General features: G+C 72.0%; 20 protein-coding genes. 2 read left to right on the top strand and 18 right to left on the bottom strand.

Annotated elements, in window-relative coordinates; all coding sequences use genetic code 11:
- Nucleotides 1-108: 108 nt before the first annotated feature.
- From ACQP2Y_RS07860 to ACQP2Y_RS07845, 4 genes are all read right to left on the bottom strand, one after another.
- Nucleotides 109-2,526 carry a GH92 family glycosyl hydrolase gene (locus ACQP2Y_RS07860; protein ID WP_433725907.1) on the bottom strand — a complete coding sequence of 806 codons (2,418 nt, stop codon included), beginning with the start codon at nt 2,524-2,526 and terminating at the stop codon, nt 109-111.
- A gap of 75 nt (nt 2,527-2,601) precedes the next feature.
- Complete coding sequence (locus ACQP2Y_RS07855) at nt 2,602-3,336, bottom strand: SDR family oxidoreductase (protein WP_433725905.1); 735 nt, start codon at nt 3,334-3,336, stop codon at nt 2,602-2,604.
- Nucleotides 3,337-3,398: 62 nt separating this feature from the next.
- Complete coding sequence (locus tag ACQP2Y_RS07850; RefSeq protein ID WP_433725903.1) at nt 3,399-5,780, bottom strand: ComEC/Rec2 family competence protein; 2,382 nt, start codon at nt 5,778-5,780, stop codon at nt 3,399-3,401.
- On the bottom strand, nt 5,777-6,670 hold the full coding sequence (locus tag ACQP2Y_RS07845; RefSeq protein WP_433731821.1) for a helix-hairpin-helix domain-containing protein: 894 nt from the start codon (nt 6,668-6,670) through the stop codon (nt 5,777-5,779). The genes ACQP2Y_RS07850 and ACQP2Y_RS07845 overlap by 4 nt, the downstream gene beginning before the upstream one ends.
- A 533-nt stretch (nt 6,671-7,203) precedes the next feature.
- Here ACQP2Y_RS07845 and ACQP2Y_RS07840 point away from each other — a divergent pair.
- The gene (locus ACQP2Y_RS07840) at nt 7,204-8,001 is read left to right on the top strand and encodes a putative protein N(5)-glutamine methyltransferase (RefSeq protein WP_433725901.1); all 798 of its coding nucleotides are present in this window, start codon (nt 7,204-7,206) and stop codon (nt 7,999-8,001) included.
- Nucleotides 8,002-8,189: 188 nt separating this feature from the next.
- Entirely contained in the window at nt 8,190-9,113 is a 924-nt protein-coding gene (locus ACQP2Y_RS07835; RefSeq protein ID WP_433725899.1) for a hypothetical protein, read from the top strand.
- Nucleotides 9,114-9,126: 13 nt separating this feature from the next.
- On the opposite strand, the gene ACQP2Y_RS07830 is transcribed toward ACQP2Y_RS07835, so the two are convergent.
- From ACQP2Y_RS07830 to ACQP2Y_RS07765, 14 genes are all read right to left on the bottom strand, one after another.
- Entirely contained in the window at nt 9,127-9,975 is an 849-nt protein-coding gene (locus ACQP2Y_RS07830) for a DegV family protein (RefSeq protein ID WP_433725897.1), read from the bottom strand.
- A gap of 24 nt (nt 9,976-9,999) precedes the next feature.
- Entirely contained in the window at nt 10,000-10,386 is a 387-nt protein-coding gene (locus tag ACQP2Y_RS07825; RefSeq protein ID WP_433725895.1) for a hypothetical protein, read from the bottom strand.
- A gap of 47 nt (nt 10,387-10,433) precedes the next feature.
- Complete coding sequence (locus tag ACQP2Y_RS07820; protein ID WP_433725893.1) at nt 10,434-11,069, bottom strand: histidine phosphatase family protein; 636 nt, start codon at nt 11,067-11,069, stop codon at nt 10,434-10,436.
- On the bottom strand, nt 11,066-11,467 hold the full coding sequence (gene rsfS, locus ACQP2Y_RS07815) for a ribosome silencing factor (protein ID WP_203770871.1): 402 nt from the start codon (nt 11,465-11,467) through the stop codon (nt 11,066-11,068). The genes ACQP2Y_RS07820 and rsfS overlap by 4 nt, the downstream gene beginning before the upstream one ends.
- A 74-nt stretch (nt 11,468-11,541) precedes the next feature.
- On the bottom strand, nt 11,542-12,141 hold the full coding sequence (nadD, locus tag ACQP2Y_RS07810) for a nicotinate-nucleotide adenylyltransferase (protein WP_433725890.1): 600 nt from the start codon (nt 12,139-12,141) through the stop codon (nt 11,542-11,544).
- Nucleotides 12,142-12,156: 15 nt separating this feature from the next.
- Entirely contained in the window at nt 12,157-13,707 is a 1,551-nt protein-coding gene (locus ACQP2Y_RS07805) for a hybrid sensor histidine kinase/response regulator (protein WP_433725888.1), read from the bottom strand.
- 62 nt (nt 13,708-13,769) lie between these two features.
- Nucleotides 13,770-16,280 (bottom strand): aminopeptidase N, encoded by a 2,511-nt coding sequence (pepN, locus tag ACQP2Y_RS07800; RefSeq protein ID WP_433725886.1) that lies wholly within the window; start codon nt 16,278-16,280, stop codon nt 13,770-13,772.
- Nucleotides 16,281-16,355: 75 nt separating this feature from the next.
- Nucleotides 16,356-16,811: a GNAT family N-acetyltransferase gene (locus ACQP2Y_RS07795; RefSeq protein ID WP_360816606.1), complete on the bottom strand. Its 456-nt coding sequence runs from the start codon at nt 16,809-16,811 to the stop codon at nt 16,356-16,358.
- A gap of 69 nt (nt 16,812-16,880) precedes the next feature.
- Nucleotides 16,881-18,380 carry a GTPase ObgE gene (gene obgE, locus ACQP2Y_RS07790; RefSeq protein ID WP_433725884.1) on the bottom strand — a complete coding sequence of 500 codons (1,500 nt, stop codon included), beginning with the start codon at nt 18,378-18,380 and terminating at the stop codon, nt 16,881-16,883.
- Between the two features lie 120 nt (nt 18,381-18,500).
- On the bottom strand, nt 18,501-18,758 hold the full coding sequence (gene rpmA / locus ACQP2Y_RS07785) for a 50S ribosomal protein L27 (RefSeq protein ID WP_203770859.1): 258 nt from the start codon (nt 18,756-18,758) through the stop codon (nt 18,501-18,503).
- An 8-nt stretch (nt 18,759-18,766) separates the two neighbouring features.
- Nucleotides 18,767-19,081 carry a 50S ribosomal protein L21 gene (rplU, locus tag ACQP2Y_RS07780; protein WP_203770857.1) on the bottom strand — a complete coding sequence of 105 codons (315 nt, stop codon included), beginning with the start codon at nt 19,079-19,081 and terminating at the stop codon, nt 18,767-18,769.
- Between the two features lie 178 nt (nt 19,082-19,259).
- Entirely contained in the window at nt 19,260-19,793 is a 534-nt protein-coding gene (locus ACQP2Y_RS07775; RefSeq protein WP_433725881.1) for a hypothetical protein, read from the bottom strand.
- Nucleotides 19,794-19,917: 124 nt separating this feature from the next.
- Nucleotides 19,918-23,091 carry an Rne/Rng family ribonuclease gene (locus tag ACQP2Y_RS07770; RefSeq protein ID WP_433725879.1) on the bottom strand — a complete coding sequence of 1,058 codons (3,174 nt, stop codon included), beginning with the start codon at nt 23,089-23,091 and terminating at the stop codon, nt 19,918-19,920.
- A 131-nt stretch (nt 23,092-23,222) separates the two neighbouring features.
- Nucleotides 23,223-23,918, bottom strand: coding sequence for a TIGR03936 family radical SAM-associated protein (locus tag ACQP2Y_RS07765; RefSeq protein ID WP_433731819.1), 696 nt, complete (start codon nt 23,916-23,918; stop codon nt 23,223-23,225).
- Between the last annotated feature and the right edge of the window lie 20 nt (nt 23,919-23,938).

Genomic DNA, 23,938 nt, shown 5'->3' with positions numbered 1-23,938 from the left:
GCCGGACGAAGGTGATCCCACCCACATCCGAACCGATCGCCCGGGGTCGAAGGGAACGGTCGGCCTAATCCGGGCGTGTCGTTGTGACGATCGACGCCCGGCCGGTCGTCAGTGGTCCTTCGGGAGGTCGGCGGACGCGGTGGCCCAGGTCTTGTTCGGACTGGTCGCCAGCGTGAAGGTGACCGTGCCGCCGGTCTGCACGAACGACTCCGGGAGCCAGGAGCGGCGCAGCGTCGAGCCGTTCAGCTTGAGCCCTTGGACGTACGGGCCCGCGGAGTTCGCGTTCACCGTGAGGCGGACGCCGTTGCTGCGGTCGATCACGACGCGGGTGAACACCGGGCTGCCCAGGAGCATCTCCGCCCGGCCGGGAACCTGCGGGAACATGCCGATCGCCGCGAACGCGTACCAGGCGCTCATCGTGCCCAGGTCGTCGTTGCCGGGCAGGCCCGCCGGACCGGTCCCGTACGCGGTGTCGACGATCTGCCGCACAGTCTCCTGGGTCTTCCACGGCTGGCCGAGCCCGTTGTACATCCACGGCACATGGATGCCCGGCTCGTTGGTCGGGTCGTAGCGCAGCGCGTTGCCGCCGAGCACCGCCCAGTTGCCGTTCTCGTCGTGGAAGAGCCCGTCCAGCCGGGTCGCCGCCGCCGTACGCCCACCCATCAGCGCCGCCAGCCCGGACACGTCCTGCGGCACCATCCACGTGTACGTGGCACTGGACCCCTGCGCGAAGCCCACATCCGTCGACGGCGTGAAGCCGCTCTGCCAGCTGCCGTCCGCCCGCCGCGCCGCCTGGTACCCGACCGCCGGGTTGTACGTGTTCTTCCAGTAGTCGCCACGCGGCAGCAGCTGCCGGTACAGGTCGTTGCGCCCGGCCCGCCGTGCCCACATCGCCAGGGAGAAGTCGGCCAGCGAGTTCTCCAGGGTCTCCGCGGCACCGCCCCAGCAGTGGCAGATGTCGTTCGCCGCGTACTTCAGCGCCAGGTACGTGTTGAGCGTCGGCCGCTGCCCGAGGCACTGACCGGGGCAACCGGCGTCGGAGAGGGCGTCCGGATTCTGCACCGTCGCCTGCCGGACGAGCGAGTCGAGCGCCGCCCGGGAGTCGAAGTTGCGGGCGCCCATGGCGTAGTACGTGGCCAGCGTCGGCGCGGCCGGGTCACCGGTCATGACGTGGGTCGGGGCGCCGAGGTGCAGCCAGCGGTCCCAGATGCCGTTGTTCTGGGCGGCGAAGTCCAGCATCGACTGGGCCATGTCCCCGGCCACGTCGGGCCGCAGCAGCGCGAGGAACTGGATCTGCGCCCGGTACTGGTCCCAGCCGGAGAACGTGCCGTACGCCGCCCGCTGGCCGGCCCGGATGCTGTGTATCTGCCGGTCGGCGCCGAGGTAGCGGCCGTCCAGGTCGTTCATCGTCTGCGGCTGCATCAGCGAGTGGTAGACCGCGGTGTAGAAGGCTTTCGTCCGCGCCTCGGTGCCGCCGCCGACCCGGATGCGCTTGAGCTCGGTGTTCCAGGCGTCGCGGGCCGCCGCGGCAACGGAGTCGACGGTGGCGGTGGCGGGGACCTCGGCGTCCCGGTTGGCGGCGGCGCCGGCCGGGCTCACGTACGAGATGCCGACCCGCATGCGCACCGCCCCGCCGGCGGCCGTGTCGAAGCCCACCCAGCCGCCGGAGCCCTTACCGGCCCGGTCCGCGCCGGTGAGGTAGCCCTCTCCCCCGGTGGCGGTGGTGCCGCCCGGGGTGACGGTCGCGTTCTGCCAGGTCCCGGTCCGGGCGAAGTCACGGTCGAAGGCCGCGCTGAAGTAGAGCCGGTAGTAAGAGCGGCGGTTCGGGTTGGTCGCCCCGCCACCGTTGCCCCGGCGCCCGCAGAAGCCGCCGGTGAGCACCGACCCCGTGACGGTACGGCTGCCGGCGTCGATGGTGATCTCGGCGTCCTCGCTGCCGTTGAGCGAATTGGACGTGCGGAACAGCAGGTTGGCGGCCGAGCCGGTGGGGAAGGTGAAGTCGCCGACGCCGGCCCGGGTGCTGACGGCGAGGTCGGTCCGTACGCCGTTGTCTAGCCCGACTGTGTACCGGCCGGGGGTGGCGGACTCGTTGGCGTGCGCGAACGTCGAGACGTACTGCTGATCACGGGTGTCCGCGGTGGGTGAAGTGGTGACGTCCCCCACGTACGGCATGATCGGCACGTCCCCGGCGGCCCCCGGGCTGCAGCCCGCGCCGTTGACGTGGGTCAGGCTGAAGCCACGCACCTTGGTGACGTTGTACTCGTAGCCGTTGGCCGCGCCGGTGTTGGTCTGGTCGCCGTTGGTGCTGGTCGGGCTCCAGGCGATCATGCCGAACGGCCGGGTCGCGCCGGGCCACGTGTTGCCGCCGCGGGTGGTCCCGATGAACGGATCCACATAGCTCGCCGGATCGTCGACCAGCGGCACCACAGCGGGTGCGGCGGCGGCCGCCACGACCGGCGTCAGCGTCACGACCAGGACCGCTCCCACGACCCCGGCCAGCGCTGCACGAACACGAGACGTCGACATACGTGGACCCTACGACGAAGTTGATGATCACCGATGTTCCCGGGCCCGGCCGCCGGGTGAACGCTGCGCGAACCGTCACCCACGCCGTCCGGCCAGCCACTGCTCGAAGGTCTGCGTGCCCCGCGGCCCGGGACCGGTGGGCAGCAGCCCTCCGTGCGCCATCGGCCCGGGCAGCCACAGCGGCACCACGGCACGCCGGCGGACGACGCCGGCCCGGACCAGCCGCCGGGCCATGTCGGACAGCGACTCCACCCGCGGCCCGGCCAGCTCGGGCGCGGCCTTCTGCGGTTCGCCGCCGACCAGCTCGACAAGGGCCTCGGCCACCTCCCGTACGGCGACAGGCTGCACGGTCAGGCGGGGCACCAGGGCGACGGGTCCCGGCATCCGCTCGAGGATCTGCTCGGCGAACTCGTGGAACTGGGTCGCCCGCAGCACGGTCCACGGCACCGAGCCAGCGCGGATGATCTCCTCCTGCCGCAGTTTGCCCTGGTAGTAGCCCGTGTGCACGCGGTCGATGCCGACGATGGACAACGCGACGTGATGCCGTACCCCGGCCCGCGCGGCGGCGTCGAGCAGGTGACGCCCGGCTCGCTCGAAGAAGCCGACCGCCTCGGCGCGCTTCAGCGTCGTCACGTTACTCACGTCGATGGTGGCGTCGACCCCGGCGAGCGCCGCCTCCAGCCCGGCGCCGGTCACGAGATCAACGCCGGTCGACCGGGCCAGCACCACCGGCTCGTGACCGGCATCCTTGAGCGCCTGGACGACGTGGCGGCCGGTCAGACCCGTGCCGCCGGCCACTGCGACCTTCATGCTCGTACTCCTTAGGTTCGTCGTTGTCATGAGGACGAGGGCGCGCCACCGGACGTGACAGGTCATTGCGGCGGGTCGCCGCGAGCCACGACCGCGAGACCTGAGCCGGTGTTGACGGCGGCGAGGTCACCGCCCCGATCGGTACGCAGGATCCGCGTCCCGCCCCGGCTCAGCCGCGCGAGCAGGGAGGTGTTCGGGTGCCCGTAGACGTTGCCGGCCCCGACCGACACGAGCCCCACGGCGGGGTCGACAGCGTCGAGGAACTCCGGCAACTGGTACGCCGAGCCGTGGTGCGACACCTTGAGCACGTCGGCGCGTACCGCCGCGGGCCCGAGATGGTTGAGCAGTGCCTGCTGCTCCTCGGTCTCGGCGTCCCCGGGCAGCAGCACCGTGCGACCGTCGAGCTGGGCCCGCAACACCAGGGAGTTGTTGTTCGGGTCGGAGTTGGTGCCGTGCAACGGCTCGTACGGCCCCAGCACCGTCAGCGCGAGCCCACCCACCGTGTACGACCAGCCCGGCCCCACCGCGAGCATCGGCACCCGGGCACCGGCGGCCTGCGCGGCGACGAGGGCACGACCGCCCGGTGGCTCCGGCCAGTCCGGCGTGATCACGCCCAGGACAGAGCGGTTGCGGAAGACGCCGGCGATCCCACCGATGTGATCGACGTGGAAGTGACTGACGACGAAGAGCACGACCTGCCGTACGCCGAGCCGCCGCAGGCAATGGTCGACGGAGGTCGGCTCCGGTCCGGCGTCGACCACGACCGCACGCCCAGCGCCGGCCGGCAGCACGATTGCATCGCCCTGGCCGACAGCGCAGGTGACGATCAGCCAGCGCGGCGGCGGCCACCCCGACGCGATCAGCCGTACGGGCAGGGCCCCGAGCATCGCCCCGAGCGAGACAACCGCCACCAACCGCCGGACGAGCGGCCGCCGTACGGCGATGAGCAGCGCGACCGTGACCACAGCCAGCAGCAGGGCGCCCAGCACGCCACCGGGCCACGGCAGCGCACCCGCGGGCACCCGGGCGCCGTACGTCGCGACCAGCACCAGCCACCGAGCGGGCCACTGCCCCAGCCAGGCGGCGAACTCAGCACCGACCGGCCAGACGGGCGACAGCACAGCGGCGGAGACCCCGAACAGCGTGGCGGGCGCAATCGCGGGCACCACAAGCAGGTTGGCGGGTACGGCGACCAGGCTCACAGAGCTCGAGATCCCGGCGACAACCGGGCCACACGCCACCTGGGCGGCGGCGGGCACAGCCAGCGCCTCAGCGGCCAGCAGCGGCCATCCCCGGCGCCGGAGGGCGTCCCGCCACTTCGGTGCGAGCAGCAGCAGGCCGCTGGTCGCCAGCACGGACAGCGCGAAGCCGATGTCGCCCGCGAGCTCCGGGTCGACGACGATCAGCACTGCCACCCCGGCGGCCAGGGCGGGCAAGGCGGCGCGCGGACGCCCGGCGGCCAGCCCGATGAGTCCGATCGCCCCCATCGCGGCGGCTCGCACCACGCTGGGTGACGGCCGGGCCAGGATGACAAAGCCGACCAGCGCGACGGCACAGACGAGAGCGGTGAGCAGCGGCTCGGCCCGGGTCCACCGCACCGCGAACAGCACCACCCCGAGGATGATCGCCACGTTGGCGCCGCTCACGGCGTTCAGATGCGTCATTCCGGTCGTGCGGAAGTCCTCCTCCAGCGCGTCGTCGAGCCGGCTCGTATCGCCGACGACCAGGCCAGGCAGCAGGCCGCCGACGTCGTCCGGCAGCGGCGCGCAGGCTCGTTGCAGACCGGCACGCAGCGTGCCCGCGGCGCGCTGAGTCCACGACGAACGCCCGTGCAGCACGGGCGGGTCCTTCACCGACAGGACGGCAGCCCGCAGGTCGCCCCCACGAGGGGCCATCAGGCGGCCTTTGACCGAGGCACGCTGGCCGGGCAGCAGCGGTTGCCAGGCCGGATCGGAGCCCAGCACGAGCGCCCGCACCGAAAGCCGCAGCCGCGACCCGTCCTCGGGAAACACCGAGGTCAGCTCGACCGCGACCAGGTAGGTGGCCGGCAGCCCGGGCGACCCCCGCAAGGCCCGCGGATCATCCCGCACCACAAGATCCACTCGTACGGTGGCACCGGCATCAACAAGCGCAGCAACCGGCCCGGCATCCCGAACACTGACCCGCGCGGCGGTGGCCACGGCTCCGCAGCCAGCGCCTAGCAAGGCAGCAGCAACCAGCCAACGCACCGCTTCTCGTCGTGAGTCATCGAAGGCACGCGGTATGCGGTGGATCAGGGCTGTGCCTGCGGCCGCCGACAGCGCCCCAGCGCCGAGGATGAGGCCCCAACGCGCGGACAGGTAGAGCGAAGCCAGCGCAGCGAGCCACAGTGCAACCGCGAAGCTCGCCAGCCGAAGATCCGGCACGCGATCCTCTGACGGATGGTTGCCGGCCTCGCGGCTCACACGGTCACCAGGTCTTTGAGTTGTTCGTAGCGGGCTGCGCCGATGCCACTCACCTGGCGGAGGTCACTGACCGCCTTGAAGCCGCCCTGGGCATCGCGGGCCTCCAAGATGCGCTGGGCCAGGACCGGTCCTACGCCTGGGAGTGTGTCGAGGTCGGCGAGGGTGGCGGTGTTGAGGTTGATCGGCCCGGCACCAGGTTGCCCGGGTGCTGCGGGACCGGCAGCGCCGGTCGGAGCAGCGCCCGGCGGTGGCGTGACGCCGACCATGATGAGTTCACCGTCAGCGACCTTGCGGGCCAGGTTGAGCGGGGCCACATCGACGCCCGGGCTGGCGCCGCCGGCCGCTTGCAGAGCGTCCGCCACGCGGGCACCCGGCGGTAGTTCGACCAGTCCGGGTTTGCGGACCTTGCCGCCGACCGCCACGACCACCGCAGCCGGCGAGGACGGCTTGGCGCCTGGTCCGGCCGGAGCGCTGGTCGCTGGTCCAGCTGCGTCCGAGTCGTCCGAGTCGTCCGCGAGGGAGGCGTCCGCGGCGGCGGGGTCGATGCCGGGTGGAGCTACCGGATCAACCCGCGGACGGGCCCGCCACGCCAGCAGGGCCGCGATCACGACCACGAGGATCGCCACCGCAGCCAGCGCCTTCACCCCGCGACGGCCGGGGTCGAAGGCGCCGAGACGCGAACGCGGAGCGCTGTCGAACGCGCCGGCGCCGGTCAAAGATTCTTCGCCGGGGTATTCGTCGTCGGCATCGGGCCCGAACAGGGCAGGCGGCCGCAATGCTTCGGGGGGAGCCCACGGCGGCCGAGTCGCCAGGTCTTCGGGGGCGGGGATGGGCGGCGGCGCAGGCGGGCTGGCTGCGGCGACAGCAGGGCGCGGCTCCTCAGGCTGCAGCGTCACATCATCCGGCCAGCCCGGCAACAGATCGTTCCAGGTGAGCGGTGGCCCACCCGGCACTGGCCAAGCCCCGTCACCATCCCCACCTTCGGGCAGCGCGGACCTCCGGGGAGGCGACGATGAGGGGGCATGGTGAACCAAGTCCGGCTCCGGTGAGGGCGGTGAGGGCGGTGGCGGCTCGAAAGGAACAGGGGCAGCGCGATAAGGCGGTTGGTCCGAAGAGACGGGCTCGGACGAATCCCCGGCAACGGAGGGCGCCCCTGAACCAGGAAGCTCGCCGGACAGCCGCCTCGGCGGCGTAGCCCACGGCGACCCCGAAGGCCGCGAAGAGCCCACAGACCCTGACACCGGCCGGCTGCGCACCGGCGCCAGAACCGTCCGCAGCCTGGCACTGACTTCATCGGGATTGCTCGCCTCACGCACCGGCCGAAATTAAGCCGAAGCAAACCTCCCCCGCCCCGCCCCCTGTGGATAAAAACGGACTGTGGATAACCTCCGGCCCCGTCCCCCGCTTTGCTAGACATGGCGCTGTGACAGTTACCGACCTGACCGAGGCCACCGTCCGGCTACGGGCCGCCGGCTGCGTCTTCGCCGAGGATGAGGCCGCCGTGCTCGGCAGCGCCGCCACCGATCCGGCACATCTCAGCGAGCTCGTCGATCGCCGGGCGCTGGGCGAGCCCTTGGAGCAGGTCGTCGGTTTCGCCGACTTCTGCGGCGTACGGGTCCGGCTGCGCCCCGGCGTCTTCGTGCCCCGGGTCCGCAGCGAGCTGCTCGTGCACACCGCCCTGGCCGAGCTCAGAACGCCCGGCAAGACCGTGGTGGACCTCTGCTGCGGTTCCGGTGCGCTCGGACTCGCCGTACGCGAAAAGGCACCAACCATCCGCCTGGTCGCCGCGGACAGCGACCCCGTCGCCGTGGCCTGTGCGCTGGACAACCTCGGCGGGGAGGTCTTCCAGGGTGACCTCTTCACGGCCCTGCCCGAGGAGCTGCGCGGTCACGTGGACGTCCTGCTGGCTAACGTTCCCTACGTCGCCACCGAGCATCTCGCCCTGCTCCCCGCCGAGGCCCGCCTGCACGAGCCCCGCACAGCCCTCGACGGTGGCGCCGACGGGCTCGATGTCTTCCGTGCTGTCGTCGCCGGTGCCGCCGACTGGCTCGCCCCTGGTGGGCTGCTGCTGTCCGAGATCACCGAAGCGCAGACCGAGGCCGCCGTCGCAGCTGTGCGGGCCGCGGGGCTGAATGCGGGCGTCGTCGAGGACGAGGATCTGGAGGCGCGGGCTGTCACCGGTCGGTGGTCGGAATGTTTAGCGGTAACAGCCCTGCGATAAGGTCAGCGGCCGATGCCGGGGGGCAGAGCAAGGAGGCACTGCGCGTGGGGTTTTTCCGCAGGGTCGCCCGGGCTCGGCTGGCCAGCCAGGTCATCAGAAGGCTGCGCCGTGCCGGGTTCGCCGACGCCCGATACCACTCGGCGACCTTTTCGGTGAGTTTCACTCCGGACGGTGACGACGTTCCGAGTGTGCTTGAGCTCGACGGACTGCTGGCGCAACGGTCGCGAGGGCGCCGGCGCCGGCGTCGGGTCGACCGGTTTGTCGCGGGGTTCCTGCGCAATCCCGGCCTACCTGTGGACTGGCATGCGGCCCGTCCGCTGCTGCGGCCGGTGCTGCGGGGCGTGACCACGCCTTCGGACGTCAGCGCGCCGCTGAGGCGGTCCGCGCTGCCGTTCCTGGCCGAGTTCGTCGTGGTGGACCACCCCGAGACGATGACGTACGTGTCCGTCGACAACGGGTGGGACGTCGATGCCGACGAGGTGTTCGCGGCCGCGCGGGCCAACTTGACCGCGGCGAAGCTGCTGGGCAAGGCCACCGAACCGGTCGTCGTGCAGTTCATCGACGACGGGGACTCCTACTGGACCTCGCATCTGCTGCTCGACGGGTGGCTGGCCGGGCTCGCCGGACAGGTCGGCGGGGAGCCGGTCGCCTTCGCGCCCGATCGGGGCACGCTGCTGGTAACTGCGGACAACAGCGATCACCTGCCGGGGTTGTTCTCTCAGGCCGAGGCGATCTATCTGGCGTCGCCGCGGGCGATCACCCCGATGGCCTACGTGAGTGACGCCGACGGGCGCACGGTGCCTTACCGGGCGGCGCCGGGCTCACCGTACGAGATCTGTGTGCGGCGGGCGCAGGGGGTGCTCGCTGCGCGGGAGTACGCCCGCCAGGCCGAGCAGTTGCCGCTGGCGGCGGAGTTGCTGATCGCGGACAACGGTCGCACCCGGGCGTTGTGGCCGCAGGACGGGCCGGCGCTGCTCCCGGTGGCCGACGAGGTGCAGGTCGGCGAGACCATCCGGCCGTGGCGGGAGGTCGTGCCGCACCTGACCGAGGAGCAGCTCACACCCCCACGCTGGCGCGGCGAGAGCTGGCCCAAGGACACGGGCCAGGACTGACCATCGCGCGGGCTCAGACGCGCCGGTGCACGACCACCCCGGCAACCCCCGGCCCCACGTGGGCCGCGACCACTGCCCCGATCTCCGTGATGTAGCAGTCCCGGAGCCGGTCACCCAACCGCATGGTCACCGCGTCAGCCAACGCTGCCGCCCGGTCCGCCGCCCCCAGATGGTGCACCGCGATGTCCACCTCCCCCTCACCGGAGGCCTCCACCGTCAGATCCACCAGCCGCGCCAGCGCCCGACCGGCGGTACGCACCTTGTCGCGCACCACGATCGACCCGTCGACCACGTGCAGGATCGGCTTGACCGCCAGCGCCGTCCCCAGCAACGCCGACGCCGCGCCGATCCGGCCGCCGCGGCGCAGGAATTCCAGGGTGTCCACGTAGAACAGCGTGCTGACCTGGGCGGAGTGGTCGACCGCGGCCTGGCGTACTGCTTCCAGGGTCGCGCCGGTGCCGGCCACCGTGCTGGCGCCCAGGGCCGCGAAGCCCAGGCCCATCGCCGTGGTGCCGCTGTCCACCACCTGGACCAGCGGTCCGACCTCTCCGGCCGCGAGCAGGGCCGCGTCGTAGGTGCCGGAGAGCTGCGACGACAGGTGCACGGAGACGATCCCGTCCGCTCCCGCGTCGAGCAGCCGGCGGTACGCGGCCACGAACTGCTCCGGCGCCGGCCGTGAGGTGCTCACGGTGACCCGCCGCTGGCCCAGTGCACGGGCCACGTCGGCCGGGGAGATCTCGGAGCCCTCCAGGCCCTCCTCGCCGTTGATCACGACGGTGAGCGGGACGACGGTGAGGTCGTACGTCCCGCTCAGCTCGGACGGCAGGTACGCGGTGGAGTCGGTGACGACCGCGACGGGCATGCGGGCACCGTAGCCGATGGTGGCCTAGTTCGCGCGGAGGGTGGTGACGATGAACGGCGTGCCCTGCTGGCAGGTGGTCATCATGCCCTGCTCGACGCGGCCCGTGACGGTGACCGAGGCACCGGGCTTGGCGTCGGCGCGCTGGGCGGGATCGTTGATGATCAGCAGGTGCTTGTCGAGGAGCAGGCAGTTGGGCTCGACCCCGGCGGCGATCGTGCCGGTGAGGGTCTGGGTGCCGCCGGCCGGGGGCTTCACAGTCGCGGACTCCTCCGTCGGGGCCTCGGACGGGGTCGACGGAGCCGACGAGGCGGGTGGGACCGAGGAGCCCGGCGCACCGGCGGAGTCGCCGTTGGCGCAGCCCGCGAGGGCCAGGGCGACGAGCAGAGGCAGGCTGATGCGTCGGATAGTCATGGTGGTTGGACGCTACCCGCTGCCCCGCCCGTTCCCGGCACCGGAGATCAAACTGGCGGCGGGACGGGGCGGTCGCCGAACGGGCCGACGTTGTAGCTGCCGAGCTGCCAGCCGCGTTCGTCGTCGTGGGTGAGCTCGGCCCAGTGGCAATTCTGCAGGGCCCGCAGGGTGCGCAGCTGCTCGCGGGGCCAGCCGAGCAGGTGCCCGATGCCCGAGCGCGCGGCCGCGCCGTGGGTGGCGACGACGATCGTGCTGTCCGGCGGCACCCGGTCGGTCGCGGCCTGCAGCGCGTCGGCGACGCGCTTGCCGAGGTCGTCCAGGGTCTCCACGTCGCCGCCGATGACGTCGGCGCCGGCCCGCCAGCGGGCGAACTCCACCGGGCGGGTCAGGGCGACCTTGGCCATGGTGAGGCCCTGCCACTGGCCGAACGAGCGCTCGCGCAGCCGCTCGTCATAGGTCACCGAGAGGCCGGTCAGGGCGGCCAGCGCCGCCGCGGTGTCCGCGGCGCGGCTCAGGTCGCTGGCGACCAGGGCCGTGGGACGCAGCCGGACCAGCAGCTCGGCGGCGTCGACGGCCTGTTGCCGGCCGAGCTCGTTGAGCGGCACGTCGGTCTGGCCCTGGACGCGGTTACCCGCGTTCCAGTCCGTGTTGCCGTGCCGCCAGACGATGACGCGAGTGGTCATGCCGCGCCGGAGGAGGCGTCCGCCTCGGCGAGGTCACGATCCACGAACTCGATGGTCGGGCAGTCCTTCCACAGCTTGTCGAGGGCGTAGAACTCCCGCTCCTCGGCGTGCTGGATGTGGATCACGACATCGATGTAGTCGAGCAGCACCCAGCGGCCCTGTCGCTCACCCTCGCGACGGACGGGCTTGGCCTTCTCGGGCAGGTTGAGCAGGGCTTCCTCGATGGCATCGACGATCGAGCCGACCTGGCGCTCGTTGGCCGCCGAGGCGATCACGAACGCGTCGGTGATGTAGAGCTGGTCGGCGACGTCGATCAGGACGATGTCCTGGGCCTTCTTGTCGGCCGCGGCCTGCGCGGCGGTCAGCGCGAGCTCGCGGGCGCGTTCGGTGACGGGCACCGGTCTCCCCTCGTTCGGTTTCAGAGTTACCAGCCTCTCATACCGGTATGACATCTCTACCCGGATGAATGGCCCTAAACCGGACCTTCGCTCCGATAAAGTCCACGCTTTGCGATGTACTGCACCACACCATCGGGTACCAGATACCAGACCGGCTCCCCGTCGGCCACGCGCTGGCGGCAGGCGCTGGACGAGATGGCCATCGCCGGCACCTCGACGAGCGTCACCGTGTCGGCCGGCAGGTGGGCGTCGGAGAGCTCGAAGCCCGGCCGGGTGACCCCGATGAAGTGCGCCAGCGAGAGCATCTCGAGGGCGTCCTTCCAAGAGAGGATCTTGGCGAGCGCGTCCGCGCCGGTGATGAAGAACAGGTCCGCCGTGGCGCCGAAGACGGCGTTCAGGTCGCGCAGCGTGTCGACGGTGTACGTCGGCCCGTCGCGGTCCACGTCGGCCCGGCTGACCTGGAAGCGCGGGTTGGAGGCGGTGGCGATCACCGTCATCAGGTACCGGTCCTCGGCGGGGCTCACCGCGCCCTTCTGCCAGGGCTGCCCGGTCGGGACGAACACCACCTCGTCGAGGTCGAAGCGGCTCTGCACCTCGCTCGCCGCCACCAGGTGACCGTGGTGGATCGGGTCGAACGTGCCGCCCATGATCCCGATTCGTCGCCGCTCCCGCATCCGGCGAATCCTAGATCAGCCGTCGAGGCGTCGCCGAACGGCGGTGAGCAGCGCGGCGGCGGTGAACGGCTTCTCCAGCAGCGCCACCCCCGGCTCCAGCGTGCCCTGTGAGGCCAGCACCGGCTGGGCGTACCCGGACATGTAGAGCACCCGGGTGTCGGGCCGTACGCAGACCAGCCGCTCGGCCAGCTCCTTGCCCAGCATGCCGGGCATCACCACGTCGCTGACCAGCAGGTCGATGGTGCCCTCGTGCACGGCGGCGAGCTCCAGGGCCTGCGCCCCGCCGTCGGCGGTCAGCACGTGGTAGCCCGCCCCCGACAGGATCCGGCCCGCCACGTCGCGCAGGGCGTCCTCGTCCTCGACCACGAGCAGCGTCTCGCCGTGCCCGGCGGTGCCGACGGGTTCGGGCGCGGGCGCGACCGATTCCTCCTCCGACGCACCGGCCGGCAGCAGGATGGTCACCGTCGTCCCGAGGCCGGGCTCGGAGGTCAGGCTGACGCTGCCGCCGGCCTGGGTGACGATGCCGTAGACGGTCGCCAGGCCCAGCCCGGTGCCCTCGCCGCTGGCCTTGGTGGTGAAGAACGGCTCGAAGGCCCGCTCGATGACCTCGGGGGCCATGCCCTGGCCGGAGTCGGAGATCCGCAGGCGTACGTAGTCACCGGGCGCGAGGTCGGGATGGTCGCCCACCCCCAGGCGTGAGCAGGCGGTGTCGATCACCAGGTTGCCGCCGGCCGGCATCGCGTCGCGGGCGTTCACGGCCAGGTTGACCAGGAGCTGCTCGATCTGGCCGGGATCGCAGGTGACCGAGGGCAGTCCCGGGGCCGGCCGGGTGATCAGGGTGATGTGCTCGCCGATCGAGGTGCGCAGCATGTCCTCGGTGTCCGCGATGACCGCGTTGAGATCGAGCACCCGCGGACGCACGACCTCGCGGCGGGCGAACTTGAGCAGCTGGTGGGTCAGGTCCGTGCCGCGCTGGCCGGCCCGGATGACCTGCCGGGCGTCGTCGGCGATCGCCTTCAGGTCGGGCGCCGGCGCCTCGGCCTCCTCGATCACGAAGTTAGCGTAGTTGACGATCACACCGAGCATGTTGTTGAAGTCGTGGGCGATGCCGCCGGCCAGCTGCCCCAGCGCCTCGAGCCGCTGGTTGCGGTGTTCCTGCACCTCACTGCGCTGGCGTTCGGCCTCGGCCTGCAACCGGTGGCGCTCGGTCATGTCCCGGATCACCGCGACCGTGAGGCGGCCCTGCGGGGTCTGCACCCGCGACAGCGACGCCTCGGCCGGAAAGATCGTGCCGTTGCGCCGGCGCACCTTGAGGGCCAGCGTGCCCATCAGGCTCGTGCCGGGGCCGCGGTCGTCGGCCTCGCGGCGCAGCCCGGCCAGCTCCGGCACGCGCTCGGTGTCGGGCAGCAACGTGTCGGCGCGCAGACCCAGCATCTCGCCGCGGGGCCAGCCGAAGACATCCTCGGCCCGGTCGTTGACCAGGACGATGCGCCCCTCGTCCATCACCAGGATCGCGTCCGGTGCGGCCTGCAGCAGACCACCGGACAGCTCCTCGGACCACTCCACCAGCCCCCACCCCCGTAAAGCCGAGGCTAACGGCTCGAACGGGGGACAACGGGCGGAATCCGCTATCCCCGGGCAACCAGGGCACGCCGGACGTCGTCGTCGCCGTCCGTGACGACCCGCCGCAGGATCGCCGAGAGGTCCGGCGTCGCCAGCAGCTCCGCGGCCAGCTCCCTGGTCCGCGGCCTGACGACCACCGACGGGTACGCCGCGACGGCCACCCGCTCCCCGCTCATCCCGGTCCGCCGGCGCAGCATGCCCGGCATGTCGGCAAAGTAACGGGCCACATAGTCGGTGGTCAGGTCGAGCTGCTCCGGCTGCCAGAACCCGTGCGCGGTGGCCTCCAGGATCCGGTTCGAGGCGGACATGTCGTTGACGATCAGCTCCCAGGCCCTGGCCTTGGCCTCGGCGTCCGGCAACGCGGCCCGGCAACGCGCCGCCTGCTGCTCACCGGTGGCGCTCAGATCCCCCGCCAGCGCCGCCTCGATCTCCTCCGGCCCGGCCTCCCCCAGCACGACCAGCCGGTACAGGATGAGCCAGCGCAGGTCGTCGTCGACGGTCACGCCCTCCGGCACACTTTCGCCGGCGAGCCAGCCGCGCAGCCGGGGCACGTCGGCACTCGCGCCGATCAGGCCGCGCACCGCGGCGAGCTGACGGGAGCTGCCCGGCTCGGCCGCGGCCAGCAGCCGGTCGCTGGCCTGGGCCAGCATCTCCAGGGCGGCGGGCCGGGTCTCCGGGGTCGGATAGCGGTCCACCAGCGTGCGGGTCATCCGCAGCACGTCCTCGACCAGCGCCACCTCGCGCTCGACCGGCAGGGCGGCCAGGACCAGCGTGACCAGCTCGGCGACCGGCCGCTCGCCGTCGACGACGGCGTCGAGCGTCGCTCCCCAGAGCAGCGCCCGGGCCAGCGAGTCGTCCAGCAGGGGCAACATCAGCGGTACGGCGTCAGCCGACTTCTCGTCCAGCCGGATCTTGGCGTACCCGAGGTCGCCGTCGTTGACCAGCAGCAGCTCCGGGACGGGTTCCCCGGTCAGCTCGGGCAGCGGGGTCCGGCCGCCGTCCACCGCCGGATCGAGGTCCACCTCCAGCAGCCGGCGCCGGACCACAGTTCCGTCCGGCCCGCGGTCGTAGAGCCCGACGCCGATCCGGTGCGGCCGCAGGGTCGGATAGTCCTCCGGCGCGGTCTGCACGAGGCTGACGGCCGTGTAGTGGCCGCTCTCGTCCCGCTCGACCTCGGCGCGCAGCGTGTTGACCTGGGCCCGGCGCAACCAGACGTCGGCCCAGGCGGTCAGGTCCCGGCCGGAGGCCTTCGAGACAGCGGCGAGCAGGTCGGCGAGGGTCGCGTTGCCGTACGCGTGCGCGGCGAAGTGCTCGTTGAGCCCGGCCAGGAACGCCTCGTCACCGACCCAGGCGACGAGCTGGCGCAGCACCGCCGCGCCCTTGGCGTACGAGATGCCGTCGAAGTTGAGCAGGGCCAGCGCGGTGTCGGTGACGTCGCTGGGGGCCACCGGGTGGGTGGACGGGCGCTGGTCGGCGCGCATGCCCCAGGCCTTGCGCTGCATCGCGAACGTGGTCCAGGTGCCGGTGAACGCGGTCGCCTCGGCGGTGATCCGGGTGCCGAGGTACTCGGCGAACGACTCGTTCAGCCACAGGTCGTCCCACCAGGCCATGGTGACCAGGTCGCCGAACCACTGGTGGGCCATCTCGTGCGCGATGACCATGGCGCGGTGCTCGCGCTCGCTGTCGGTGACCGCCGACCGGTAGATGAACTCGTCGCGGAACACCACCAGCCCGGGGTTCTCCATCGCGCCGAAGTTGAACTCGGGGACGAAGGCCTGCTGGTAGTGACCGAACGGGTAGCGCACCTCGAAGATCTGGTGATAGCGGTCCAGGCACTGCTTGGTGACGGTGAAGATCTCCGCGGCCTGCTCGTCGAGGTGCTCGGCGAGCGCCTGACGGCAGTAGAGGGCCAGCGGGATGCCGTCGTGGGAATCGGTACGGAAGTGGTACGGCCCGGCGATCAGCGACACGAAGTACGTCGCCAGCGGCTTGGTGGCGGCGAAGCGGAACCGCCCGCCGTCGGCAGCACCGGCCGGCTCCCCGTTCGCGGCGACGAGCCAGCCGTCGGGGGCGGTCACGGCCAGCGTGAAGGGCGCCTTGAGGTCGGGCTGGTCGAAGCACGGGAAGATCCGCCGGGCGCCGTCCAGGAACATGTGGGCGTACAGGTAGACGCGGCCGTCGGCGGGGTCGGTGAAGCGGTGCAGCCCCTCCCCCGTGTTCGAGTACGCCATCAGGGCCTCGACGACCAGCTCGTTCTCCCGGGCCAGGCCGGTCAGCGTGAGCCGCTCCTCGGCGAGCGCGGCCCGGTCCACCGGCGTGCCGTTGAGCGTGGCCGACAGCAGCTCGGCCGGCTCCAGCTCGGCGAACGTCGTGGTGCCCGGCTCGGCGGTGAAGCGCACCACCGTCCGGGACCGGAAGGTGTCACCCTCGGCGGTCAGGTCGAGGTCGATGTCGTACCCGGTGACGGTGAGGGTGGCGGCCCGGGCGGTGGCCTCGGCGCGGGTCAGGCTCGGCATTCGCCCATCATGCCGGTCCGGTGATGACGACGCAGTTCTCCGCCCGGCGGGGCGAGAAACTCGTCACCGCGGACCTCACCGGGAAGTGACCGCCGCCAGCGACTTCTCGAAACACACGCTGTACGGGTTGCCGACGTACTCGCCGAAGACCGGGATCGGCACGTAGCCGGCCGAGCGGTACAGGCTGATCGCCGCCGGTAGGTAGGTGCCGGTCTCCAGGCGCAGCACCGGCCGGCCGTCGGCCAGCGCCTCCTCCTCCAGCGCCACGATGAGCTGGCGGGCGATGCCCCGGCCGCGGAACGCCGGTCGCACGTACATCCGTTTCAGCTCGGCCACGCCGGGCTCCAGCGGCTGCCACGCCCCGCACGCCACCGCGCGCCCGTGCAGCACGACGACCAGGTACGCCGCGTTGTCGTGCGGCATGTAGACCACGCCGTCGACGCCGCCGTCGGCCTCGCTCAGCTCTTTCTGCTGCGCGATCACCAGGGCGGCCAGTTCGGCGTCGGACGAGGCACGCGATTCGATCAGCACGCTGGACACCTTAGAACGGGTCAGTTTCCGCCGGGTTGCGGGGATCTGGCCGGGACCCGGCGGAAAGACCTACTCGTCGTCGCCGAACTCGTCGTCCTCGACCAGCACCGGCTTCGACGCCATCGAGACCGACGACACTGTGCCGTCCTCGGACATGTGCAGCAGCTCGTCGTCGCCGCGGACCCGGCGGGCCCGGCGGGCCGCCAGTCGCGCGGCCGCGCTCGCCCGGGTGTTCGTCTCTTCCAGGCGGATGTCGGTGCCGCGTGGTCCGGAGACGTACTCGGCGGTGTTGGGCTGCCAGTCGAACTCGCGGTCGCCGATCCGGACCGGGCTGCCGGCCTTGGCGCCCTGCTTGGCCAGCGCCGCCTCGACACCGAGGCGGTCGAGCCGGTCGCCGAGGTAGCCGATCGCCTCGTCGTTCTCGAAGTTGGTCTGCCGGACCCAGCGCTCGACCTGGGGACCGCGGACGACGTAGACGCCCTCGCCGTCGACCTCGATGGTGAAGCCCTTCTCGTCGACCGCGCGGGGCCGCACCACGGCCCGGGTCGCCTCGGGAGCCGGCTTGGCCAGCCGGTGCGCCGCCACGGTCTCGGCGAGCGCGAAGATCAGCTCCTTGAGGCCCTCGCGGGTCACCGCGCTGACCTCGAAGACCGGCATGCCGCGGGCCTCGAGCTCGGGGCGCACCATCTCGGCCAGGTCGCGGCCGTCCGGGATGTCGATCTTGTTGAGCACGACCAGCCGCGGCCGCTCCTCGAGCCCCCCGTATGCCGCCAGCTCCGCCTCGATGGCGTCCAGGTCGGCCAGCGGGTCCCGCTCGATCTCGGGCGCGGCGGCGTCCAGCACGTGCACCAGCACCGAGGTGCGCTCGATGTGCCGCAGGAACTCCAGGCCCAGCCCCTTGCCGGTGGCGGCGCCCGGGATCAGGCCCGGGACGTCGGCGACGGTGAAGGTCTGGTCGCCGGCCTGCACGACACCCAGGTTGGGCACCAGCGTGGTGAACGGGTAGTCGGCGATCTTGGGCTTGGCCGCGGACATCACCGAGATCAGCGACGACTTGCCGGCCGACGGGAAGCCGACCAGGCCGACGTCGGCGACGCTCTTGAGCTCCAGCACGACGTCGAGCTGGTCACCGGGCTCGCCCAGCTCGGCGAAGCCGGGAACCTTGCGCCGGGCGTTGGCCAGTGAGGCGTTGCCCCGGCCGCCGCGACCGCCGCGGGCGACCTCGAAGGTCGTGCCCTCGCCGACCATGTCGGCGATGACCTCACCGTCGAGGGTCTGCACGACCGTGCCGTCGGGCACCTGCAGGACCAGGTCCCGGCCCTTGGCGCCGTCGCGGTTGGCCCCCATGCCGCCGGTGCCGCTGGGCGCCTTGACGTGCGGATGGAAGTGGAAGTCCAGCAGGGTGTGCTGCTGCGGATCCACGACGAGCGTGATGCCCCCGCCGTGCCCGCCGTCGCCACCGTCGGGACCCCCGAGCGGCTTGAACTTCTCTCTGCGGACGGAGACACAGCCGTGCCCGCCGTCACCTGCCTGCAGGTGCAGCACAACCCGGTCGACGAACGTAGCCACTGTGTTTCCCTACCTCAAACCCGAAAAGTAAAAGACACTGTGTTCTCCTACCTCAAACCAGAAAAAGCAAACAGCGGGCCACGGACCCCGTGAGGTCCGCGGCCCGCTGTGACGTGATGCTTACTCAGCCACCGGCACGATGCTGATGGTCTTGCGACCCCGCGTGTGACCGAAGAGCACGTTGCCCTTGGCCAGCGCGAACAGCGTGTCGTCGCCACCGCGGCCGACGAGCTCTCCCGGGTGGAACTTCGTGCCCCGCTGGCGGATGATGATCTCGCCGGCGTTGACCAGCTGGCCGCCGAACCGCTTGACGCCCAGCCGCTGGGCGGCGGAGTCGCGGCCGTTGCGGGAGCTGGACGCACCCTTTTTGTGAGCCATGGCTGCCCCTACTTCCCGCTCTTGATGCCGGTCACCTTGACGCGGGTCAGCGGCTGACGGTGCCCCTGGCGCTTGTGGTAACCGGTCTTGTTCTTGAACTTGTGGATCCGGATCTTCGGACCCTTGGTGTGCTCGGCGATCTCGCCGGACACCGTCACGCTGGCAAGCTTGGCCGCATCGGTCACCAGGTTGTCACCGTCGACGAGGAGCACCGCGGCGAGGGTCAGGGCGTCGCCGGGCACACCCGCGAGCTTCTCGACCTCGATCACGTCGCCCTCGGCAACCTTGTACTGCTTGCCGCCGGTCTTGACGATCGCGTACATCGACGCGGACTCCCTGAGACTTACGCAGCGGAAAAGCTGCTGGCGGATGAAACTGGATCCGGCATGCGCCCGGGCTTCCCGAGGGGGATGGGCCAGGGCGCGCACGGAACAGGCGCACGAAAATGCGCCGTCAGAAAGACTACTTCATCGAACGCCCCGGACCCAAACCGGGGACCGCTCAGCTCGAACCACAGGCCTTGTCGAGGGTCTCCTGCAGCTTGGTGAGCTGGGCGGCATCGATCTTCGTGACGTCACCCTTGAGCGCCGTGACCTGCTTGCCCATGTCCGCCAGGGCCGCCTTGAGGGTCGGCTCCGAGGCCAGCTTCGACATGTCTGTCAGCGCGTACGAGTAGTTCTCGACGTCCCGGGTGGTCTTGGCCTTGGCCTTGGCCACCTGGTCGGCGTCCTGCGCCGACTGGGCGTCGATGAGCAGCTTCAGGTCCTGCGCGAAGTTCTTGGCGGCGTCGCCGCCGGTCTTGGCGGCCTGCTGGCAGATCGCCGAGCTGTTGCCCGACAGCGCCGCGTCACCGGACTGCGGCGAGGCGGTGGCCGCGGCTGAACCGGTGGTGCCGCCGCCGGCCGCCGGTGCGGCAGCTCCCGACGTGGCCGGCGTGGGCGCGGCCGTGGTGGCGGCCGGATCGTCGGCCGAACAACCGGCGCCGAGCAGAAGAAAAGCGCCGCTCACAGCGGTCGCGCACAGCAGGCGTCGCATCGGGGATCGGTACTCCTCGCAGGTGGGGCTCGGGGGGATCACGAGGGTAACCGAGATAGATCAGTGTGGCTGCGCCGGGCGGCCCGGCCGGGAGATCCCCGCCGAGGCCGCCCGGCCACCACGCTTACGGCCGGGTCCGCCGCCGGGTGCCGCCGCGCCGCGAACGACGCCGGCCGCCCGCTCCCGCGCCCACGGGCTCGTCGTCGTCGCCGTCCTCTTCCTCGTCCTCCGCCGCGTCCGGGTCGTCCGACCCGGTCAGCTGGAGCGGCTCGGCCGGATGGGCCGCGCCGTTGGTGCCCGTGTCGTACCGGGAGAGGTCGTAACCACTGATGTCGTAGTCGTCGTCGGAGGCCGTGGTGGCCGCCGGCGCGGTGCGCGCCACGATCCCGGAGCCGGCCGCGACCGTACCGGTGGACTGGCCGGCCGGCAGGCCCGCCGTCTCCGCCGCCGGGTCCTCGGTCGTCCGGTCCTGGGTCGTCCGGTCCTGGGTCGTCCGGTTCTGGGTCGTCCGGTCCTGGGTGCTGGGGGCGGGCTCGGCCGCCACCGGCTCCGCCGGAGCCTCCTGAGCGTCGGCCGCCGTCTCGGTCGTGACCTGCTCGGTCTCGGCCGGGGCCGGCTCGTTGCCGCCGCCCCGCCGGCGCCGCGACTTGGTGCTCGGCTGCTGCGCCGGCGCCTCGGTGCGGGCCGCCGCGGCGACCGCCTTCACCTGGGTCGCCGCGCCCGGGACGCGCTTCTCCGGCACCGGCTCGGTGTGGATGATCAGGCCCCGGCCCTTGCAGTGGTCGCAGGTCTCGGTGAACGCCTCGAGCAGGCCCGCACCGATCCGCTTGCGGGTCATCTGCACCAGGCCCAGCGAGGTGATCTCGGTGACCTGGTGCTTGGTCCGGTCCCGGCCCAGGCACTCGGTCAGCCGGCGCAGCACCAGCTCGCGGTTGCTCTCCAGCACCATGTCGATGAAGTCGATCACCACGATGCCGCCGATGTCGCGTAGCCGCAGCTGACGCACGATCTCCTCGGCCGCCTCGAGGTTGTTACGGGTGACCGTCTCCTCGAGGTTGCCGCCGGCACCGGTGTACTTACCGGTGTTGACGTCGACCACCGTCATCGCCTCGGTGCGGTCGATGACCAGGTGACCACCCGAGGGCAGGAAGACCTTGCGGTCCAGGCCCTTGAGGATCTGCTCGTCGATGCGCTTGTCGGCGAAGATGTCGTTGACGCCGGTGTAGCGGTGCAGGCGGTCGAGCAGCTCGGGTGACACGGAGTCGAGATAGCTCTCCACCTCGCCGTACGCCTGCTCGCCCTGGATGACGACCTCGCGGAAGTCCTCGTTGAACAGGTCCCGGACCACCCGGATGACCAGGTCGGGCTCCTCGGAGAGCGCCGCCGGCGCGTGCCCCTCGGCCGCCTTGGCCTGGATGTCGTCCCACTGCGCCTGCAGCCGCTTGACGTCGCGGGCCAGCTCGTCCTCGCTGGCGCCCTCGGCGGCGGTGCGCACGATGACCCCGGCGCCGTCCGGCACCAGCTTCTTCAGCACGTCACGCAGGCGCTTGCGCTCGTTGTCGGGCAGCTTGCGGCTGATCCCGGAGGCGTTGCCGTTCGGCACGTAGACCAGGTGCCGGCCGGAGAGCGCGATGTGGCTGCTCAGCCGGGCGCCCTTGTGCCCGATCGGGTCCTTGGTGACCTGGACCAGCACCGAGTCGCCGGAGCGCAGCGCCTGCTCGATCGAGCGGGCCCGGCCCTCCAGCCCGGTGGCGTCCCAGTTGACCTCACCGGCGTAGAGCACGGCGTTGCGGCCGCGGCCGACGTCGACGAACGCCGCCTCCATGCTCGGCAGCACGTTCTGCACCTTGCCGAGGTAGACGTTGCCGACCATGGTCCCGGACGTGGTGCGCGAGACGTAGTGCTCCACGAGCACGCCGTCCTCGAGCACCGCGATCTGGGTCCGGTCGGGCTTCTGCCGCACGACCATGACCCGGTCGACCGCCTCGCGGCGGGCCAGGAACTCGGACTCGCTCAGAATCGGCGGCCGGGTGCGGCGCTGCTCACGACCGTCCCGGCGACGCTGCCGCTTGGCCTCCAGCCGCGTCGAGCCGGACACCCCCTGCACCTCGTCCGAGCGTTCGCGGGTGCGCGGCTCCCGGACCCGGACGACGGTGTGCACGCCGTCCTCGATGCCGCCGGTCTCGCTGTCGCCGGCGCCCTTGCGACGCCTGCGGCGCCGGCGGCGGGTGACCCCGTCGCCGTCCTCGGCGTCCTCCTCGTCCTCGGCCTCGGCGTCCGCGGAACCCTCCGCGCCACCCTCGGCCTCGGCCTCGGCGTCCATGTCGTCGCCCTCGTCGGACGGGCCCTTGCCCCGGCCGCGGCCACGACGGCCCCGGCGACGGCGGCGACGGCTGTTGCCGTCCTCGTCGAGCTCGTCGTCGGCGCCGTCCTCGATGTCGTCGGCGGTCTCGTCGATCTCTTCCAGCACGGGCTGCTCGACGACGTCGGCGACCTCCACCGGCTCCTCGGCGGCCGCGCCACGGCGGCGACGGCTGCGGGTGGCCCGGCGCGGAGCCTCGGCGGGCTCCTGCTCGACGGTCTCCTCGGCGATCGGCTCGTCAGCGTCGGTCTCGTCGGCGACGGGGGCGGCGACGGGAGCCGCCGCAGCACCCCGGCGGGTGCGCCGGGTCGGTGCCGGCTCGGTCTCGGGCTCCGGCGGCATGAACAGCACGGCCGGCGGCAGGGCAGCCTTGCGACTCCGGGTGCGGGGCGCGGGCGCTTCCTCGACCAGGTCGTCGTCGAGCGGCAGCACACCGATCACCGGCGCGACCGGCTCCACGACCGGCGGTGCGACGGGAGCGGCCTCGGCGACCGGCTCCTCCTCCGCAGCGGGCTCCTCCACCACGGGCTCGACCGGCTCGACCGGCGCGGCAGCGGGCACGGCCTTCTTGCGGCGGCTGCGCACGGCCTTCACCGGCGCGACCGGCTCAGCGTCACTGAGCAGGCTCTCGGCCACCGCGGCGGGATCCTCGGCTATCGGCTCGGCCGCGGGAGCGGCAGCAGGCGCCGCCGCCTTGCGACGCCGGCGGGCCGGAGCCGCGGGGGCCTGCTCCACCGCCGCGTCGACGGCACCGGCTGTCTCGTCGGCGGCACCCGACTCGGCGCCGGACGCGTCCGCAGCCGGTGCGGCAGCGGGCGTCGCCTTCCGCCTCGGGGCACGCGTACGGCGCGCGGGAGTGGTGCTCTCGGCGGCATCGACGGGAGGAGTTGTGGCTCCGTCCCGTTCACCGCCCTCATTGCGCTCGTTATCGAGCATGGGGCGCTCTCCAGTTCTGGCGGCCCCGGGCGCGGGTGAGCGCTGCCACGCAGGGTCGCCGCAAGTTTTTCGGCCCCGACCAGGTCGGACGGGCTGCCGAAGTCTGCCAACGTGGACGCCGACCGAATCGGTCAGAGCCCTCCGATGGTGGCGCCCTCGCGATCCGCTTCCAACGGATCAACGATCTCCCCCTGCGGCGTGAGAGTGCCCTGCGCCAGCCGGGTAACCCGTGCGGGCACCGGCGGCTCCAGGCCAGCCACCACACGCAGGCCGGAAAGGACGTCATCGGGTCGGACGGCCGGAGTGACCTGCCGCACGACAAGGTCGATTATCGCACACGGTGCGACCGCGGCCCCGGAAGGTGCACCAGACTGCTTGGTCACAGCGAAGAAGGTCACTGCGGACCGGGCGTCGAACGACCGCCGGCCCTGCTTGGTCATGCGTTCGACCAGCACTTCCTCGGCCGCCAGGAACGCCGCGACGGCGTCGGCGGCGACCTGCGGCTCGACCCCGGGCAGCTCCAGCAGCCAGCGCGAGGCGTTGATCTGGTCGGCCAGGCTGCCCTCCCGGGCCACCACGGCGTCGAGGATGTCCAGCCCCGGCGAGAGCGCGGCGTCCAGCGCGGCGCGCAGCTCGGCCGGGTCGACCTCGGCCTGCAGACCGATCTCCAGATACTCCGCCTCGCTGCCCACGCCGGTGGGTGCCGCGCTCGCGTACGAGATCTTGGGGTGCGGGGTGAAGCCCTGGGAGTAGGCGATCGGGACGGCGGCCCGGCGCAGCGCGCGCTCGAAGGCCCGGGCGAAGTCCCGGTGCGAAGTGAAGCGCAGCGGTCCGCGCTTCGCGTACC

The organism is Actinoplanes sp. CA-051413 (assembly GCF_050955795.1).
GTDB lineage: Bacteria > Actinomycetota > Actinomycetes > Mycobacteriales > Micromonosporaceae > Actinoplanes.
This window is presented reverse-complemented; position numbering and strand designations above follow the sequence as displayed.